Here is a 16,962-nt window from a genome sequence, read left to right on the forward strand (position 1 = left end):
CGTTAACGGCGTTTAGGTTTGCGTGCCGCTGGTGGCTTGCCTGAACCATTACCTGTTGGCTTCCCACCGCGACTGTTAGTCGGTTTACCATTGGGTTTTCCACCACGAGACGCTTGTCCGCCGTTGCTCCCTTTGGCGTTGCCATTCTTGCCTTTACCTTTGTTATCGCCGTGCATTTTTTCAAAACCAGGTTGGCTCTTGGTATGCTTGGTCGCAAAACGTTGTGAGCCATGACGGCCCGACTTACGGCGTTGAGCTGGTGTTTTAGCATCGACATCTTCAGCAGGCACTAAGCAGCTTGTCTTATCACCAATCAAGTGCTTTTTACCCATGTTTATGAGCGCTTCACGAATTAGCGGCCAGTTAGCTGGATCATGGTAACGCAGTAAGGCTTTGTGCAGTCTGCGTTGACGTTCACCTTTAGCGACAGGCACATCTTCACGCTTCTTGTACTTCACGCGTTTGAGAGGGTTAGTCTCCGAGTAATACATAGAGGTCGCATTACACATCGGTGATGGGTAGAAGTTCTGTACTTGGTCACACTCAAAGTTGTTCTTCTTGAGCCATAGTGCCAAGTTCAGCATGTCTTCATCTTCGGTGCCCGGGTGCGCAGAGATAAAGTAAGGAATTAGGTACTGCTTTTTACCCGCCTCAGCACTGTACTTCTCAAACATCTCTTTGAAGCGGTCATAGGTGCCCATGCCCGGCTTCATCATCAGATCCAGTGGGCCTTTTTCCGTGTGCTCTGGAGCAATCTTCAAGTAGCCGCCAACGTGGTGAGTCACCAACTCTTTAACGTACTCTGGAGATTCAATCGCTAAATCGTATCGCACGCCCGATGCGATCATGACTTTCTTGATGCCATCCACTTTACGCGCTTCTCGATACAGATCGATGGTGTGCTTGTGGTCGGTATTGAGTTTGTTACAGATGCCTGGGAAGACACACGATGGGCGTCGACAGTTTGCTTCTGCTTTTGGATCGCTACAGCCAAGACGATACATATTGGCGGTTGGGCCGCCAAGATCGGAAATGGTGCCAGTAAAGCCAGGTACCTTGTCACGAATCTCTTCAAGCTCAGTCAAAATAGATTCTTTCGAGCGGTTTTGGATGATACGACCTTCGTGTTCAGTGATCGAACAGAATGAACAACCACCAAAACAGCCACGCATGATATTGACCGAGGTTTTAATCATGTCGTAAGCAGGTATCTTGGCTTTGCCATACATAGGGTGAGGCACACGCGCATAAGGCAAACCAAATACGTAGTCCATCTCTTCAGTCGACAGTGGGATTGGAGCTTGGTTTACCCATAGCTCGCGATCACCGTGGCGTTGAATCAGCGCGCGACCCGAGTATGGGTTGGTCTCTAGGTGCATGATTCGACTGGCGTGCGCGTAAAGAATACGGTCGTTGTTCAGTTTTTCGAACGGAGGAATACGTACTGCGGTTGTTGCTGCATCATGGCGTGACGGGCGAATGGTAATAGGTTTCGCTCCAGTATCTTCTGCTTTGGCTTTTGTGTCACATTGCTCTTCAACCGCGTAAGGGTTTGGCGGAACAAATGCTTCTTTGCGTGGTTTCTCGATGCGAGAAGAATCAATCACATTGTAGCCTTCTGGAGCCGCAGGGAGATTCACCGCCGTACCACGAATATTGGTTAGTGAGGCAATATCTTCGCCATCTGCTAAGCGATGGGCAACTTCCACAAGTGCTCGCTCGGCGTTACCAAACAGAAGAATGTCGGCTTTTGCATCAAATAGTACAGAGCGACGTACTTTATCTGACCAGTAATCATAATGCGCGAGGCGACGTAGGCTTGCTTCAATACCACCCAAGACAATAGGGATTCCTTTGTAGGCTTCACGACAACGCTGTGAATAAACTAAAGTTGCACGATCTGGTCGTTTGCCCCCTTCATTATTCGGTGTGTAAGCATCATCATGGCGCAACTTTCTATCCGCGGTGTAGCGGTTGATCATTGAATCCATGTTGCCTGCTGTAATACCAAAGAACAAATTAGGTTTGCCGAGCGCCGTGAACGCGTCTTTGTTGTTCCATTCTGGTTGAGAGATGATGCCAACACGAAACCCTTGTGCTTCGAGCAGGCGGCCGATAATCGCCATACCAAAGCTTGGGTGATCAACATAAGCGTCACCCGTTACAATAATAATGTCACAGCTATCCCATCCTAAAGCATCCATTTCTTTACGATTTGTTGGTAGAAATGGCGCAGTGCCGTAGCATTCTGCCCAATATTTTTTGTGCTCATGAATAGGAGTGATATTGCTGTACATATTTTGTTCTCTGTTCCAGGGAGCGCGAATTATAGCGACTTGGACGATGACTATCTACCTCAATATGATTCTGGTTATTTCGACAATATTTGCCTTAACCAGTGATAGGAAAGATAGGTGGTACTAAAGTGTTAAACGAGTAACGATCATATGCCGCTCAATGACCTATAATATGCATATTATTGTTATGGCGTTGGTTGGTTATCATGACAACAGTATTAGAAGAAAGGCTCGATGAGAAGCGAGTCGAAGGGCGCAAGCCTAAATACGCGGTTTACGATTGGTATTTGAACCTCAAAACCCATGTACTGGAATGCGACGATGAAGCCAAGAGCTTATTGGTAGGTGACCCGTCAAATTCCCTGACAGCAAAAGCGTTATTTGATTTGTTGCCAAAATCCCAACGAAAGGTCGTTAAAAACGCCTTTCAAGCTGCTTTAGACTCAGGAGAGCGCACTTATACTCATTGTTGTTTGCTTAACTCAGTCAGCTTATTTGTCTATGTCGAGATAGTGATTGAGCGAGTCAGCGCGTATGAACTTAAAGGTACGCTTTCTCCTTGCTTAAACATCGCTTCTCGCCATGAAGCAGCAGAAGTGTTCTATTCAGTGTTTGAAAACCCTCATCACGGAATTATAGTGACGGACTCGGAGACGCGAATATTAGCTTGCAACCATCATTTTGAATCTTTGACAGGCTATTTAAGAAATGAGTTGGTCGGTCTCAAAACACAAATCTTTAATGCAGATAAGCACAGCCAAGCCTACTATCAACAACTGTGGCAGAGACTCAGCAACTTTGGCTACTGGAATGGCACCATTCTCTCTCGTCGCTCAGACGGCTCGGTATTTCCACAAGACCTAACAATACATAAAGTCAATCCTGGCAATGGCAGCAATTATTACGTGGGTTTTTCGTCGGATTTGTCTGGAGCGTTGGATCGAATTGAGGATATTGAATCTGGCGGCATTGACCTTTTAACGCAACTGCCGAGTAAAGAGACGTTTATAACTCACCTTGCAGAAGTGTGCCGACACACCGAGATAGGGCAAGGTGTGGTGGTGCTAGCGATGCAACCCAATTTCCCTAAAGGTTCAATTCAGGAGGTTAAGCGTCAGTTCGCGAGTTACTTAAAAGACAATACCAAAGTACTGTGTAGCGGATACATTGGCCACGATTGCTTTGTTGTCACTCTAGCTTACAGTTTTCAGCAATCGACGCAGGTGGTGACAAATATAGGTCGCTCTATCACCAAGTTGTTCCATAGCTTCAAGCACGCACAAGCGCCTGTCGCAACTGCGTTGAAAGAGGGGATTTCTGGCGTGTCTGTACTTGATGTCGATGCTACTAATCCCAATCAGTTGGTTTCTCATGCCTATCAAGCGTTACTCGAACTGCATTCAGGTCAGTCGCGCCGCATCAATTTTTATGACCGCCATATTCACAATCAAATTGAAAGGAAAAAGGCATTAGAAGAGTACGTTGTTGAAAGCTTAGAAAGTGGCGCAATTGATGTCTATTTTCAACCTATCGTAGATCTACAGAGAAATAGAATCGACAAATTTGAGGCGTTGTGCCGATTTCCAGCAAAAGAAGGCCTTGAAGCGACAACCCAAGAGTTAGTCGGTGTGGTCGAAGAGTTAGACAGAGTTGTCCAGCTTGATGATTTAGTGTTACTTAGCGCTTTGGAGCAGTTAGCAGAGTTACAAAGGCTGTTTGGTGACCACGTTAAGCTTTCGGTCAATCGTTCACTAAAAACATCGACTGAACTCGACCAAACCCTACAAAGAGCTGCAATGGTGCTCGATAAGGAAGGGGTAAGCCCAGAGTCTATTACATTGGAGTTTACCGAGAGTGCTTATTTTGAGAGTGACAAGAAAAACAAACAAGTGCTGTCTTTACTGAGAGAGGCAGGCGTTAAGATAGCGGTTGATGACTTTGGTACAGGGAGCGCATCTTTTCGTTATCTCAAAGAGTGTTACTTCGACATTCTCAAAATAGACAGAGCTTTTATTCAGAACATCACTTTTGAGTCACGGCAGTACTTTATTGTTCAGGCGTTAATTCTACTCGCCAAGCGCCTTGATTTAGAGGTGATCGCCGAAGGTGTGGAAACTGAGCAAGAGCTGCATATCTTGGCAAGCTTAGGAGTGGACTATATTCAAGGTTACTACTTCTCTAAACCCATGCCATTGAAAGAGTTAAAACAGGTAACTGACTATTGCCAGTTACGAACGACTATTTCGCAAGTGAAAGCCGATTCAATGGTTCATCTAGTCGAGCATAGCCATCACGTAGACGCGGGTGACCCTTTATCTTTGGTCTATCAGTACTTCGCAGATGGATTCAACGACTACTTACCCGTGGTAGAAGACAAGGTGTGTGTTGGCTATATAGATAGAGCTAATATGAATCTTCACTTAACGCCGAATATGGGAACCGATCTCGAATCGAATAAAGAGAATGCTTATTGGCACAAACCGGCAAATAGGCTGATGTTGCCCGTTAAAACAAAGGTGGCTTGGGATACAGCGCAATCTGAGATCACTCGCTTAGTAGCACAAGCAACACCATTCCCTTGGATACTCGTTGATGAGCAGGGGGTGTTCAAAGGCATTGTGAGCTCAAAATCTGTGATGGAGTATTTGGCTAATAATAATTCTGTCACTTAAGGAATCTTGTTCTAACTTTAATACTAGGGATTACTAAACTAAAGGATGATCCTATGTATAGGGAGTTAGGTTCCGCCCAGCTTTCATCAAGCCACGGCGATTCAGGTGTCGCTAAGACACTGGATTGGGTATGGGACTTAGAGCATCACCAACTCACTATCGATGAAGCTCTATGCGGGCAGGTTTTAAATTCGGAACTTCCATCGTTAACGGGCAATGCTTTACTGCCTTGCATGAGCTATCACGATCAAACCGAACTGCTTGCTCTGCTAGCGGAGGCGGGGAGACTCCGTTCTAAACAGCGTTTTTGCTGCTGTTTACAACTGAGTGATGACCAGTGCTGCTACGTCGAGCTGATCTTCCAAGGACAAGATCGTTACACAGTCACAGGGAGCATCACACCGCTACTGTTTGTTCATGCCACAACTTCTACGCTGAGTGCTTTGTTTGAGCAGCTATTTAATAATCCTCATCACGGGGTAGTGCTTGCTGATAGTTCACGTAAGATCGTCGCATGCAACGACTACTTTCTTACCCATACCCATTACTCCAATCAACAGTTGGTCAATCAACCGATGGACCTACTTAATTCCGAAAAACACAGTGATGGGTTTTATCACAAAATTTGGCAGCAAACAGAGCAAGAGGGCAGTTGGTCTGGCGTCGTGCTTATCCAAAGTGCCCGAGGTCAAACCTACCCTCAAGATTTAACACTACAAAAGATAGATTTAGTAGAAGGGACATTCTATGTTGGCGTCTATCTTGACCTCTCAAACAATCTTTACCGCATCGCGGATGTGGAACTCGGTGGCGTAGAGCTGCTCACTCAATTGCCAACCGAGAAGCAGTTTACCCGCACTATAGCCAATCAGTGGATGGATGCCGCGGAGCCTAATATCAGCATGGTGGTCGCGTTTCACCCTAACTTCTCTCAGGTAGATGACTTTGAGTTGAAATCTATGCTCTCTGAACACCTGAATAAGAACAAAGTCGCCAAGTTTGTTGGTTACCTTGGTAGCAACCATTTCGTTGCGTGTTTGGAATGCGACAAGGTCATTGGGCCATCGCAAATCAGATTAATTCATCAAACTATTCGACGTTTTTTCGCGACGCTTAATCACGATGCAGGCAAAACCATCCACAATGCGATCATAAACGGCCGAGTTGGTGTCTCAGTATTGGGGCATGATACTCACAGCCCGAAGAAATTAGTTTCCCACTCAGTGCAGGCGATGCTTGAGCAATCAAGCGCGCAACGTGGGCAAATTACCTTTTATCATGGCGCACTGCATAAGGAAGTATTACGCCGAAAAGAGCTAGAGGAGTGGGCCGAAAAGCTAATTAAATCTCAAACCGTTGAAGTCTATTATCAGCCCATTGTTGATGTAAAAAACTGGGACATCGTGAAGTTTGAAGCGCTAAGTCGCTTTAAAGATCAGAATGGAAAAATTCTCAATACCCAAGAGATGGTGATGATTGCCGAGGATTTGGATTTGGTGTCTGATTTAGACTGGTGCGTAGGTAAAAAAGCGTTGCAAGACCTGAAGAAAATTCAAGAGCGTTTTGGCGGTAACTTGGGGGTGACCATCAATCGCTCGTTAAACACTAAGCTTGAAGTCGATGAAGTACTGCAAAGTGCCGACTCTTTGGTGCATCAATATGCTTCTAGCCCTGAGACCGTCACCATCGAATTGACCGAGAGTGCGTATTTTGACAGTGAATCACGCCAATCAAGTTTGATCCGAAATATTCGGCGCAGAGGGGTTAGCGTAGCCATTGATGATTTTGGCACAGGCTATAGCTCGTTTGCCTACTTGAGTGATTGTAACTTCGACATCCTCAAAATTGACCGCGAGTTCGTCAAGGATCTCAAAGAGGGCTCGCACAAGTATTATATTGTCAAAATGATCACTCAACTCGCTCATACCTTGAACGTTCAAGTCGTCGCAGAAGGGGTGGAAACTCGCAATGAGTTAGAAGTAGTTTGTGGTTTAGGTGTTGACTATATCCAAGGGTATTATTTTTCTAAACCACTGCCTTTTGATGAGTTAGAGAGTGCATGGGGATACTATGAAAAACTGGAAGGCTTTTTGTCTAGCGCAGGGCATGCGAGACAAGTTGGGATATTAAGCATTACTCAAGTCCATATCCCGACCCTTACACCGGATGACACACTTGATAAAGCGAGAGCCTTACTCGACTCTGAGCAATACCGACTTGAGGTGATTCCGATCGTCGACCGAAAAGTATGTGTTGGCATTGTTGGTAGAGAGGAGCTGAACTACCATTTGTCACCCACATTAGGCACTAAATTGGAAACGAGCAAAGATCAATCGATCAGTCGTAAACGACTCAATCAAGTCATGCGGACCAACGTATTCAGCGTTTCACACCACTCTAAGGTGTCCAAAGTGAGTGAAATCATTAAGTCAGGTATTAAGCCTCCTTGGCTAGTTGTGAATGATTCCGGAGAGTATCTCGGTATTGTCACCAATCAAGATATTTTGGAACACTTCGCCAATGGCTAAAATTGCTCAATCTGCTATTATCCGCACCCTATAATTCATTCAAATCAATGACACTATGGTTCAGCAATTACTTACGGTGTTCGCACCTATGTTACTGGGTGCACAGCTCATTCTTACTTTAATTCTCGTCAAAGGTGACATCTGCCCTGGGCAAAGAGGTCGCATTCACAAAGTTCTTCCGCCTTTAGCGATTATGTGGCTTGCTGTCGCGTCACTACGCATTGAAGCCATGATGATTGTCTTTGCTATCGCCTATTTCTATTCCCAAGTTCAAACCAAAAAAACACGAGATCAAGGGCCGATCTGGGTGATGTATTTAGCAAATGGTTTGGCGCTAGCTTATGTCGGTATTGAGGTTGGCTCGCAGGCATCTTTGGCTGGTGGGTTAAGTGTGTTTGTGCAGATCAGTCTTTTAGGGGCTTTGCTTGCTCATTTGTTACTGACTATCGCACGCACGCGCTTGCAGGCTTTTCACCGTATTCTCCCTGTTTCTGGCGTTGTTTCGGCGATGCTGATGAGCCTTGCGATATTACTCAAAGCTAATGGTCTAGATAATGAAATTTTAACCGTAGTTATTCAGCCTTTGCTAGTTGGTTTTGCCCTGATGATCAGTTCAGTCTTTGTCTGGTGTTGGCATATGCTGACGGCCAAAGAAATCAACAAGATGCAGCTTGGCATTGCGCTAGCGTTTATGCTGATTGCGGCGACATCTAATCAGGCTATTTTTGCTCTGTAAATCGGATAAAGTTTAGAGCTAGCTCACTTCAAAAGCGCACATTTGCGTCTACGCTTGTAAGAGCAACGGCGTTAAAGGAGGCGGTGATGGATCTCAGCAATGTAGGACGCTTAGACAGCGCAATTTTATTGGGAATCGTGAATGAAAAGCTGCGCTTAGAGTGTGATTCTTTTGAAGAGTTAGTCTCTATGTACGAGATGGATGTTGAAGCGGTGATTGGTAAGCTTGATGTGCTCGGTTATCAATACGACCCTTTAACTAATCAGTTCAAATCTTATGACAGATAAAACAAAAAAGAGGCGCTAAGCCTCTTTTTTTGATCCTCTATACCGTTTTTATTCCATCTAAGTGGCTTTGAGACTGAATTCTCGCGGTGTTAAAAAATGCCTGCAAGTAGCGTTTACTTTTATCTGTGTTGCGTGTTGCAGCAAACAAGCGTCGCCATAATCCGTTGCCGAGAGGAATACTGGTAATCAAGCCTTGCCTTGAAAACTCACTGATTGCCCAGTTGGGTAACGCAGCCACGCCAAGTCCGGCAGACACCATCTGAATCAGCATTAAGGTATTGTCTGCTTGTTTCCATTTTGCCGGCTCAATGCCCGCAGGTTGTAGGAAGTGTTTGACAACATCGAGTCGCGACTTTTGTACTGGGTACGACAGCATGGTTTGCTCTGCGAGATCTTCTGGCTCAATACACTCTTTGTCTGCTAAAGGGTGAGAGGTTGACGTAACCAAGCGCATTTCAAAATCAAACAGGGGTTCATAGTGCACTTCGGAACGAGGTTGAATATCTGAAGTGATAACCAAATCAAGTTCTCCCGCCATTAGCGCTGGCAACGGTTCAAACCCAAAACCGGATGAGAAATCGAGTGTGACGCTAGGCCAAGCCACCTGATACTCCTTAAGTGCAGGCATCAGCCACTGGAAACACGAATGGCATTCAATCGCCATGTGCAGTCGACCGTTGACATCCTCTTTCAAGCTCGCAATTTCATTTTCTGCTTTGGCAATTTTAGGCAACACATCATCAGCCAGTTTTAGAAAGATCTCACCTTCAGAAGTGAATTTTACCGGACGAGTTTTACGCAAAAATAGCTGCCCACCAATTCTCGCTTCCAGATCTTTGAGCTGATGTGACAAGGCCGACTGGGTTAAATGTAGCGTGGTTGCGGTTGCGGTTAGCGATCCAGTATCACGTAAAGTAGTCAATGTTTTCAGATGCTTGAGCTCAATCATGAATTTCCCTCAGATGATGTGTGAACAGCATGAATATTTATAACCTACCCTGTTTTTGTAGGAGTGTAAACATCTAGACGTCTGTAATGTTAACTAATTGTGTTGATTAAATTGTTGAGACTGGAAAATTGGATTATGAAATTTTCTAATAAACAAGTTGAATATTTGGAGGTTGTTCGAATCGGTGTTTGACGAGATAGTTTAGCCATCCAGACATCTTAAAGGTGTTCTGCACAGAATGATTAAATGACAAAATTAAGAATGACAAGGAGCGGCAAGATGACAACGACAACGCATATACTAGGTTACCCTCGCATTGGTGAAAAACGTGAACTCAAATTTGCACTAGAGAAATACTGGCGTGGAGAAATTGACCAAGCTGAGCTGAAAGCAGTAGGCGCTGGGCTACGTAACAAAAACTGGAATACGCAATCTGAAGCTGGGTTAGAGTTTGTGACCGCAGGTGATTTTGCTTGGTATGATCATGTGCTTACCACTACCTTACTGCTAGGGCACGTTCCAAAACGACATCGCGAAGGTTTCCCTGACCTTGATACCTTATTCAAAGTGGGTCGTGGTCAATCTCAGGCAGGATGTGGTTGTAGCGGTCACGCGGCTTCAGACATGACGAAGTGGTTTAACACTAACTACCATTATATTGTGCCGGAGTTCAGTCAGGACGATACGTTTGAAGTGAGCTGGCCTCAACTGTTTGAAGAAGTGAACGAGGCGGTTAAAGCTGGTCATAAAGTCAAACCTGTATTACTTGGCCCTCTGACTTATCTGTACCTAGGTAAGGAAGTAGATGAGGGGTTTGATCGCCTGTCTTTGCTACCTCGTCTATTAACCGCTTATCAGGCAATCTTAGCGAAGCTAGCGAAACAAGGTGTTGAGTGGGTACAGATTGATGAACCGATTCTCTCTCTTGAGCTGAACAAGCCTTGGCAAGACGCGTTTAAATTGGCGTATCAAGTCATTCGCAGTGATGTGAAGGTTCTGCTTACCACGTATTTTGATTCAGTTAGCGACACGCTTGATAAAGTTGTCGAGCTAGCTGTAGATGGCTTACACATTGATTTGTCGGCAGCGCCTGAACAACTAGACGCTGTTGTCGAAAAACTGCCTGAACATTGGGTGCTGTCTGCTGGTGTAGTGAATGGGCGTAACGTGTGGCGTGCAGATTTGAGCGCTCAACTAGCGTTACTGCAACCGCTTAAAGATAAGCTCGGTGACAAGTTATGGGTGGCGAGCTCGTGTTCACTACTGCACAGTCCGGTGGATCTAGAGTTAGAACCTGTATTGACGGAAGAAGTGCGCAGCTGGTTTGCTTTTGCTAAGCAGAAAGTAACGGAAGTGGCGCTACTGGGTAAGGCGCTAGATGGTAACCAAGAAGCCATTCTTGCTTGTGACACCTATAGTGCGCCGATCCAAGCACGTAAAACCGCAACTCATGTCAATAAGCCGCAAGTTCAAGCGCGTTTAAATAGTATTACTAAGTCTTTGGCAGAGCGTAGTGCTCCCTATGCTGAGCGAGCCGCGCACCAAAGTGAAGTATTGGGGCTGCCGCTGTTTCCAACCACGACCATTGGCTCTTTCCCGCAAACGAGCGAGATTCGAGTTCAACGCAGCGCTTATCGCACAGGTAAGTTGTCACAAACGGAATACGATCAAGCCCTAAAAGGCCATATTGCAGATGCGGTTAAACGCCAAGAAGCGTTGGATCTGGATGTCTTGGTTCACGGCGAAGCTGAACGTAACGATATGGTGGAATACTTTGCAGAAAACTTAGCGGGTTTCCAAACCACAAAATTTGGTTGGGTGCAGAGCTACGGATCTCGCTGCGTTAAGCCTGCCATTGTCGTTGCTGACATTGAACGCGAAAAACCGATGACGGTGGAATGGTCTACCTATGCGCAGTCTTTAACATCGAAACAGATGAAGGGCATGCTAACGGGGCCAGTGACGATTCTTTGTTGGACATTCCCACGTGAGGACATCACTCGCAAGCAAATCGCGGATCAACTTGCACTCGCACTGCGTGATGAAGTGTCAGACTTACAAGATGCGGGCATTAACATTATCCAAATTGATGAGCCAGCGATTCGTGAAGGCTTGCCACTTAAGAAACGCGATCATAAAGAGTACTTAGAATGGGCAGTGGATGCGTTTAAGATTTCAGCGGCAAGCGCCAAGCCAGAAACTCAAATCCACACTCACATGTGTTACTCAGAATTCAATGAGATCATTGAATCTGTCGCCGCGCTAGATGCTGACGTGATTACCATCGAAACATCGCGTTCAAACATGGAACTGCTTAAAGCATTTGAAGACTTCAACTATCCAAATGAGATTGGCCCAGGTGTCTATGACATTCACTCGCCAAACATTCCAACTAAAGAATGGATTGAAGGCCTACTCAACAAAGCGGCAGAAAAGATTCCTGCGCAGCGCTTATGGGTGAACCCAGATTGTGGACTGAAAACACGTAACTGGGCAGAAACGGAAGCATCATTATCCAATATGGTGTTAGCTGCTAAAGAACTGCGTAAAAGCTACCAAGCGTAACCTTGAGTTGTAAAACAATAAATACCGACCCTTTTGGGTCGGCATTTTCGTCTATTCCACTCAACATTAATTAGATTGCTTGGCCATTTACCGTGACTTCTACGTCGATGTTACCGCGCACAGCGTTTGAGTAAGGGCACACTTGGTGCGCAACGCGAACGAGCTCAAGCGCTTGTTCTTGAGGTAAATCGATTGATGCAGCAAGGCTTACCGTTAGCGCAAAACCGCCTTGTTCGTTCGGACCAATCCCAACCTCTGCTGTCACTGGTGCTTCTTTTAAAGCTACTTTACCTTCGCGGGCCACATGCAAAATAGCATTTGAAAAACAGGCTGAGTAACCTGCGGCAAACAGTTGTTCTGGGTTGGTAGCAGCGCCTGTACCGCCCATTTCTTTCGGATAAGCGAGCTCAAGTTCAAGTAAGCCATCGTCTGTTTTAACCAAACCATTTCTGCCTGCTAGTGCTGTTGCTTTAGTTTTGTATAGGGTTGTCATGTTTGCATCCTTATTTTAAGTTGTGCGCAATCTAATTGTTTGCAATATTAGATCGAAACAAAGTTTGAATGCAAGTATATTGTGCGCAATTTAATTTGAAAGGGTGGTGAAATGAGTTTCTGCGATAGCGACAAACGGCTAACTGAAGAAGAGAGTATATTGTTAGAGAATCAGGTTTGTTTTCCCCTCTACAGCGCTTCCAATGCCGTGATTCGAACCTATCGCCCGTTATTAGATGCCCTAGACCTCACTTATTCTCAGTATCTTGTCATGATGGTGCTGTGGGAAAGTGATGGGATTAGCGTTAAGGACATAGGTGCACGATTACACCTCGATTCTGGCACTTTAACCCCTTTATTGAAGCGGCTTGAAGCGAAAGGCTTTGTAGTGAGAGGAAGAAGCGAACTGGATGAAAGGGTGAGGGTGCTAAAACTCAGCGAAGAGGGCAGAGAGCTTAAAGCTAAAGCCCTTTCTATCCCTACTGAGATGAAATGTAAGATTCAGCTCGACCTAGATGAGCTAATCCTATTGAAAACATTGTGCGAAAAAGTAATGGTTAAGCTTGAGCAGTAACGGCAATTTTAATGGGTTTACCAACAGACGAAGGAACATCAATGCTAGAAACTAAAAGACTTCAGCTAAGACAATGGAAAGATTCAGATATTGAACCTTATTGCCAGATAAATGCTAGTGAGCAGGTGATGCGCTATTTCCCGTCAGTTATGACCAAAGAAGAGACCACGGCTCAAGTAGGCCGTGCACGCAGCTACATTGACAAAAATGGTTATGGCTTTTGGGCAGTTGAGTTAAAAAGTACCCAAGAGTTTATTGGCTTTGTTGGTCTGCTGGCGCAAAGTGAAGAAAGTGGTTTACCCAATGCGCCATTTGTAGAAATTGGTTGGCGATTAGATTCTAAACATTGGGGCAAGGGCTACGCGCCAGAAGCGGCTCAAGCTGCTTTGGAGTTTGCTTTCAAGGAATTGAATCTAGAGCAGGTCTACTCCTTTACTGCTTTGCCAAACTTACCTTCACAAAGGGTGATGGAAAAAATTGGTATGAGCAACACAGGGCAAGACTTTGACCATCCCAAGTTAGCGAAAGGTCACGAGTTAGAGCGCCACTGCTTATTTAAAATCACTCGCGAGCAGTGGCAATCAGTTCAATAACTGTTAAGTGCCTATACGCGGTTATCACCCGTGCTAAAAGCGATAGTTTGGCTGATTTCTGTCAGTGAACGCCCGCTTTCTTGTTGCCAGTGAGCAAAAGCGCTGCTGGCTGCTGCAAGGGAGCGTTTGGTGTCTTTGCCCCCTTCAATGATTTTGTAGTTACGTAGATAGCTTTCGACATCGCCTGAAAGGATAAAGGTATCGACACCCATCTGGCGCAAACTGTACGGGCCTGTATTGCCACCAAGACGGTTACCATGCTTCTTGAGATAACTCCAAAGCCCTGTAATGTCTTCACTTGGCCAATTGGCGACCATGTTGGAAAATGAACCATGTTGTAGAGAAGCTTCGTGCAGCATTTGAGCATTCGATTGAATAGATTTCACTTTGGCGTGATGGCGAATAATTCGAGTATCTGACGCTTTGTTGTCCCATTGTTCGTCAGAAAGCATCAAGAGTGGTTCAATCTTAAAAGCAAAGAACACCTCTTCAAAGTTAGGCCATTTGTTCCTCACTACCTTCCAAGAAATGCCACTTTGAAACACCTTCATACTGAATGCGGATAGCCAGCGATCGTTGGAAATCTGCCTCAGCTGATCCAATGGCAATGGCTTAGATAGTAATGACTCTAGGTTTGCTTCCCCACCTTTACGCTCTGCTGCGCGTTGGTAAATATCGTCGAACTTTTCTAGTGCCACAGTGAGGCTCTCCATAATATCTTTATCCACTTTAGCGAACATACTAACTTTCTAGCTATTGTTTGTCTGTAGTAAAAGCAGATTGGAGAGCGTATTTTCAAGGCCTTAAAGCGTTTAGCAGATAGTCGGCAAAGGTCCGGTCTTTTAACGATAACTGTTTGTCTTTATAGACAAGATGAATCGGTTTTGTTGGCAGAGGAAAGCTCTCTAGCACTTGCTCAAGTGCGCCTGACTTAAGATCTTGCTCAAGTAAAATTCGAGGCTGCATAACAACCCCAACGCCTTTTAAAGCGGCTTGGCGAAGTACCTCTCCGTTGTTCGCCATCAACTTGATATGTTGGCGTGAATCCGATTTGGTACTCGGAGTCTCTGAAATATCGTGATAGCGGAAACCAAGGCAAGAGTGCTGAGTCAGGTCGTCAGGTTGAATAATCTTGGTATGCCTAGCGAGGTAACTGGGTGAAGCGCAATAGATAAGCTCATACTCTCCTAGGTATCTTGCCACCAAACTGGAGTCTTTTAGCTGACCAATTCTAATAATAAAGTCAGCTTCGCTTTTGTATGGGTCGATAACACTGTTGTCTAGCTCCAAATCAACACTGATATCCGGGTATTGAATGATAAAGTCAGACAAGATCGGAGCGAGCGCTTGAGTACCAAAGGTGACAGGTGCGTTGATCTTTACCGTGCCTTTAGGTTTGTTTTGCAAATCGTAGATTAGGCTTTCAGTATTGCTGATATCTTCCAGTATTCTCTGGCACTCTTTAAGGTAAATTCTTCCAGAGTCGGTTAAGGTTTGCTTTCTTGTCGTGCGATGAATCAGCGGTGTGTTAAGTAAACCTTCAAGATGTTTTATGTGTCTGCCAACCATAGTTGCTGACATAGAAAAATAGTCTGCGGTAAGGCGAAAATTACCTTGTTCGGCGACATGACAAAAAACCTTCATACTGGTGAGTTTGTCCATTAAACACTCTGAGTTGTTAAATAAAAAACTTTGACCTAGTTTAACAATCTGAGCGCTGTAATAACATGGTTAGCTTAACGTGAAGAAAACAAGGTTTACTGAATAATGGATTCAACAATTTTTGTCACTGCGGAGCTAAGAGTAAACTCTGATGTTGACCTAACCGTGGCAAGGAAAGCAATTGAACAGTTTTGCTCTGATATGGAGTCGGAGTCAGGCTGTCAACAGGCGACAGCAACGTATGATGCCAATGACCCTAGACGTGTCATCTTGTGGGAGCGATACGACGACCAGTCAGCGATTGAGGCGCATTTTTCGATGCCTCATACACAAGCGTTTATCGCGCTAGGTATGACAGAATTGGTCAGTGCAACTAACAGCCATAAAGCGGGAGAAGCATAATGAAGTGGGGCATTCTAGGAACGAGCTTTATCTCTGATGTGATGGCAGCAGCGATTGCAGGAGACAGTGAAAGCGAGCTTTATGCGGTTGCAGGCCGAAACCCACAGACGCTTGAAGAGTTTGCCAGCAAGCATTCTGTTGCCAAGACGTACCTTTCAATGGACGAGTTGATAGAAGATAGTAACGTTGAGGTGGTTTACATTGCATTACCCAACCATCTTCACCATGACTATGTCATCAAAGCAGCGCAGAAAGGCAAAGCGATTCTGTGCGAGAAATCCCTATCTATCGATATGGAAAAAACTCATGCCGCATTAGATGCGGTTCGTGAGCACGATGTGTTTTTTGCCGAAGGGTTAATGTATCTGAATCACCCGTTGATTGAATCCATTTTAGAGACGCTAAAGCAGGGCACAATTGGGGAAGTACGTAGCATCCAAGGCTCGTATATTGCTGCGATTAGTCAATTTGTTAACCCGGAGAGTAAGGGGGCACTGTATAACTTAGGCTGTTATCCTGTGTCATTGATGCATCTTGTCCTGCAAAATCAATTTGGCGACAGTATCTTTAAAAATACAGAGATTCAAGCCGTTGGACGCAAAGGGCAAGATGGCAACATCTGCGAATCAAGTGCCATTTTCAAGTTTGGGCAAGGTGTGACAGCTCAAATGCACACAGCAGAAGATCACGGCTTAAAGCATGGTTTCACCATTCTTGGTTCAAAAGGCGCTATCAATATTACAACCAACCCTTGGCTACCTACTGAAGAAAACCAATACTGTGTCGAAGTTTATGAAACCTCGCAGCAAACAGTTACTGTACCGGCTAAAGGGGATGGGTTCTATTATCAGGTAAGAAACATTAGACAGGCAGTGGAATTGGGCCGCAAGTCACTCGATAGACCGAGTGCTACGCCAGATGACTCGACGCAGATAATGAAACTGCTGACCGATTGGGAGCGAGCAGCGTCTGAGCAATGAGTGGCGCCTGTGCGCTAACCACGAAAGCCAGAGCAACTTGCTGTGGCTTTTGTGTCTCTATATCACGATTTGGGTCAAGGTGCCTACTCATTGGTCGCGAGCAACCGCAATAGCAAAAGTTGCTAGTGAGGTCATATTGCTAGATTGGTGAACACTTTAGGATGAGCCTATATTAAAGATATGAATTCTTAATAACTTAGTTTGATGATTAGTAGGACTTTATAC

14 protein-coding genes are annotated in these 16,962 nt (G+C 45.2%); 9 read left to right on the top strand and 5 right to left on the bottom strand.

Annotation, left to right across the window (positions count from 1 at the left end; all coding sequences use genetic code 11):
• Positions 1-2 precede the first annotated feature (2 nt).
• On the bottom strand, positions 3-2,297 hold the full coding sequence (locus AC5O63_RS09730) for a YgiQ family radical SAM protein (protein WP_494504808.1): 2,295 nt from the start codon (positions 2,295-2,297) through the stop codon (positions 3-5).
• Positions 2,298-2,503: 206 nt separating this feature from the next.
• On the opposite strand from AC5O63_RS09730, the gene AC5O63_RS09735 reads away from it, so the two are divergent.
• The 4 genes from AC5O63_RS09735 (at position 2,504) to AC5O63_RS09750 (ending at position 8,520) form a co-directional block, all read left to right on the top strand.
• The gene (locus AC5O63_RS09735; RefSeq protein WP_494504809.1) at positions 2,504-4,969 is read left to right on the top strand and encodes a sensor domain-containing phosphodiesterase; all 2,466 of its coding nucleotides are present in this window, start codon (positions 2,504-2,506) and stop codon (positions 4,967-4,969) included.
• A 53-nt stretch (positions 4,970-5,022) separates the two neighbouring features.
• Positions 5,023-7,497, top strand: a complete 2,475-nt coding sequence (locus tag AC5O63_RS09740; protein WP_494504810.1) for an EAL domain-containing protein — start codon at positions 5,023-5,025, stop codon at positions 7,495-7,497.
• Between the two features lie 55 nt (positions 7,498-7,552).
• On the top strand, positions 7,553-8,233 hold the full coding sequence (locus tag AC5O63_RS09745; RefSeq protein WP_494504811.1) for an HI_1241 family integral membrane domain: 681 nt from the start codon (positions 7,553-7,555) through the stop codon (positions 8,231-8,233).
• Positions 8,234-8,319: 86 nt separating this feature from the next.
• On the top strand, positions 8,320-8,520 hold the full coding sequence (locus AC5O63_RS09750) for a DUF4250 domain-containing protein (protein ID WP_069666650.1): 201 nt from the start codon (positions 8,320-8,322) through the stop codon (positions 8,518-8,520).
• Between the two features lie 37 nt (positions 8,521-8,557).
• Here the strand turns inward: AC5O63_RS09750 and metR are convergent, their stop codons facing one another.
• Positions 8,558-9,469: an HTH-type transcriptional regulator MetR gene (metR, locus tag AC5O63_RS09755; protein ID WP_171321253.1), complete on the bottom strand. Its 912-nt coding sequence runs from the start codon at positions 9,467-9,469 to the stop codon at positions 8,558-8,560.
• Positions 9,470-9,748: 279 nt separating this feature from the next.
• Here metR and metE point away from each other — a divergent pair, with 279 nt between their 5' ends.
• Entirely contained in the window at positions 9,749-12,034 is a 2,286-nt protein-coding gene (gene metE, locus AC5O63_RS09760; RefSeq protein ID WP_494504812.1) for a 5-methyltetrahydropteroyltriglutamate--homocysteine S-methyltransferase, read from the top strand.
• A gap of 70 nt (positions 12,035-12,104) precedes the next feature.
• Here the strand turns inward: metE and ohr are convergent, their stop codons facing one another.
• Complete coding sequence (gene ohr, locus AC5O63_RS09765; protein ID WP_054962603.1) at positions 12,105-12,527, bottom strand: organic hydroperoxide reductase Ohr; 423 nt, start codon at positions 12,525-12,527, stop codon at positions 12,105-12,107.
• A 111-nt stretch (positions 12,528-12,638) separates the two neighbouring features.
• On the opposite strand from ohr, the gene ohrR reads away from it, so the two are divergent.
• Both ohrR and AC5O63_RS09775 read left to right on the top strand, forming a co-directional pair.
• Positions 12,639-13,100 carry a transcriptional regulator OhrR gene (gene ohrR, locus AC5O63_RS09770; protein WP_494504813.1) on the top strand — a complete coding sequence of 154 codons (462 nt, stop codon included), beginning with the start codon at positions 12,639-12,641 and terminating at the stop codon, positions 13,098-13,100.
• Positions 13,101-13,141: 41 nt separating this feature from the next.
• Positions 13,142-13,693 carry a GNAT family N-acetyltransferase gene (locus AC5O63_RS09775; protein ID WP_494504814.1) on the top strand — a complete coding sequence of 184 codons (552 nt, stop codon included), beginning with the start codon at positions 13,142-13,144 and terminating at the stop codon, positions 13,691-13,693.
• 11 nt (positions 13,694-13,704) lie between these two features.
• On the opposite strand, the gene AC5O63_RS09780 is transcribed toward AC5O63_RS09775, so the two are convergent.
• Together AC5O63_RS09780 and AC5O63_RS09785 are read right to left on the bottom strand one after the other, a co-directional pair.
• The gene (locus tag AC5O63_RS09780) at positions 13,705-14,391 is read right to left on the bottom strand and encodes a DNA-3-methyladenine glycosylase I (protein ID WP_494505005.1); all 687 of its coding nucleotides are present in this window, start codon (positions 14,389-14,391) and stop codon (positions 13,705-13,707) included.
• 97 nt (positions 14,392-14,488) lie between these two features.
• Positions 14,489-15,355 (bottom strand): LysR family transcriptional regulator, encoded by an 867-nt coding sequence (locus tag AC5O63_RS09785; protein WP_494504815.1) that lies wholly within the window; start codon positions 15,353-15,355, stop codon positions 14,489-14,491.
• Positions 15,356-15,460: 105 nt separating this feature from the next.
• Between AC5O63_RS09785 and AC5O63_RS09790 the strand changes: the two genes are divergently transcribed.
• Together AC5O63_RS09790 and AC5O63_RS09795 are read left to right on the top strand one after the other, a co-directional pair.
• Positions 15,461-15,757, top strand: coding sequence for a putative quinol monooxygenase (locus AC5O63_RS09790; protein ID WP_494504816.1), 297 nt, complete (start codon positions 15,461-15,463; stop codon positions 15,755-15,757).
• A complete protein-coding gene (locus AC5O63_RS09795; protein WP_494504817.1) occupies positions 15,757-16,737 on the top strand; it encodes a Gfo/Idh/MocA family protein in 981 nt (326 codons plus the stop codon). Before AC5O63_RS09790 ends, AC5O63_RS09795 begins: the two co-directional genes overlap by 1 nt.
• Positions 16,738-16,962 lie beyond the last annotated feature (225 nt).

This window comes from Vibrio sp. SCP2, from assembly GCF_059295395.1.

Bases quoted from the DNA above. Each gene is read 5' to 3' on its own strand.
- AC5O63_RS09730 (WP_494504808.1), bottom strand. From the start codon at position 2,297: ATGTACAGCAATATCACTCCTATTCATGAGCACAAAAAATATTGGGCA.
- AC5O63_RS09790 (WP_494504816.1), top strand. From the start codon at position 15,461: ATGGATTCAACAATTTTTGTCACTGCGGAGCTAAGAGTAAACTCTGAT.
- AC5O63_RS09775 (WP_494504814.1), top strand. From the start codon at position 13,142: ATGCTAGAAACTAAAAGACTTCAGCTAAGACAATGGAAAGATTCAGAT.
- ohrR (WP_494504813.1), top strand. From the start codon at position 12,639: ATGAGTTTCTGCGATAGCGACAAACGGCTAACTGAAGAAGAGAGTATA.
- metE (WP_494504812.1), top strand. From the start codon at position 9,749: ATGACAACGACAACGCATATACTAGGTTACCCTCGCATTGGTGAAAAA.
- AC5O63_RS09750 (WP_069666650.1), top strand. From the start codon at position 8,320: ATGGATCTCAGCAATGTAGGACGCTTAGACAGCGCAATTTTATTGGGA.
- AC5O63_RS09795 (WP_494504817.1), top strand. From the start codon at position 15,757: ATGAAGTGGGGCATTCTAGGAACGAGCTTTATCTCTGATGTGATGGCA.
- ohr (WP_054962603.1), bottom strand. From the start codon at position 12,527: ATGACAACCCTATACAAAACTAAAGCAACAGCACTAGCAGGCAGAAAT.
- AC5O63_RS09745 (WP_494504811.1), top strand. From the start codon at position 7,553: ATGGTTCAGCAATTACTTACGGTGTTCGCACCTATGTTACTGGGTGCA.
- AC5O63_RS09735 (WP_494504809.1), top strand. From the start codon at position 2,504: ATGACAACAGTATTAGAAGAAAGGCTCGATGAGAAGCGAGTCGAAGGG.
- AC5O63_RS09740 (WP_494504810.1), top strand. From the start codon at position 5,023: ATGTATAGGGAGTTAGGTTCCGCCCAGCTTTCATCAAGCCACGGCGAT.
- AC5O63_RS09785 (WP_494504815.1), bottom strand. From the start codon at position 15,355: ATGGACAAACTCACCAGTATGAAGGTTTTTTGTCATGTCGCCGAACAA.
- metR (WP_171321253.1), bottom strand. From the start codon at position 9,469: ATGATTGAGCTCAAGCATCTGAAAACATTGACTACTTTACGTGATACT.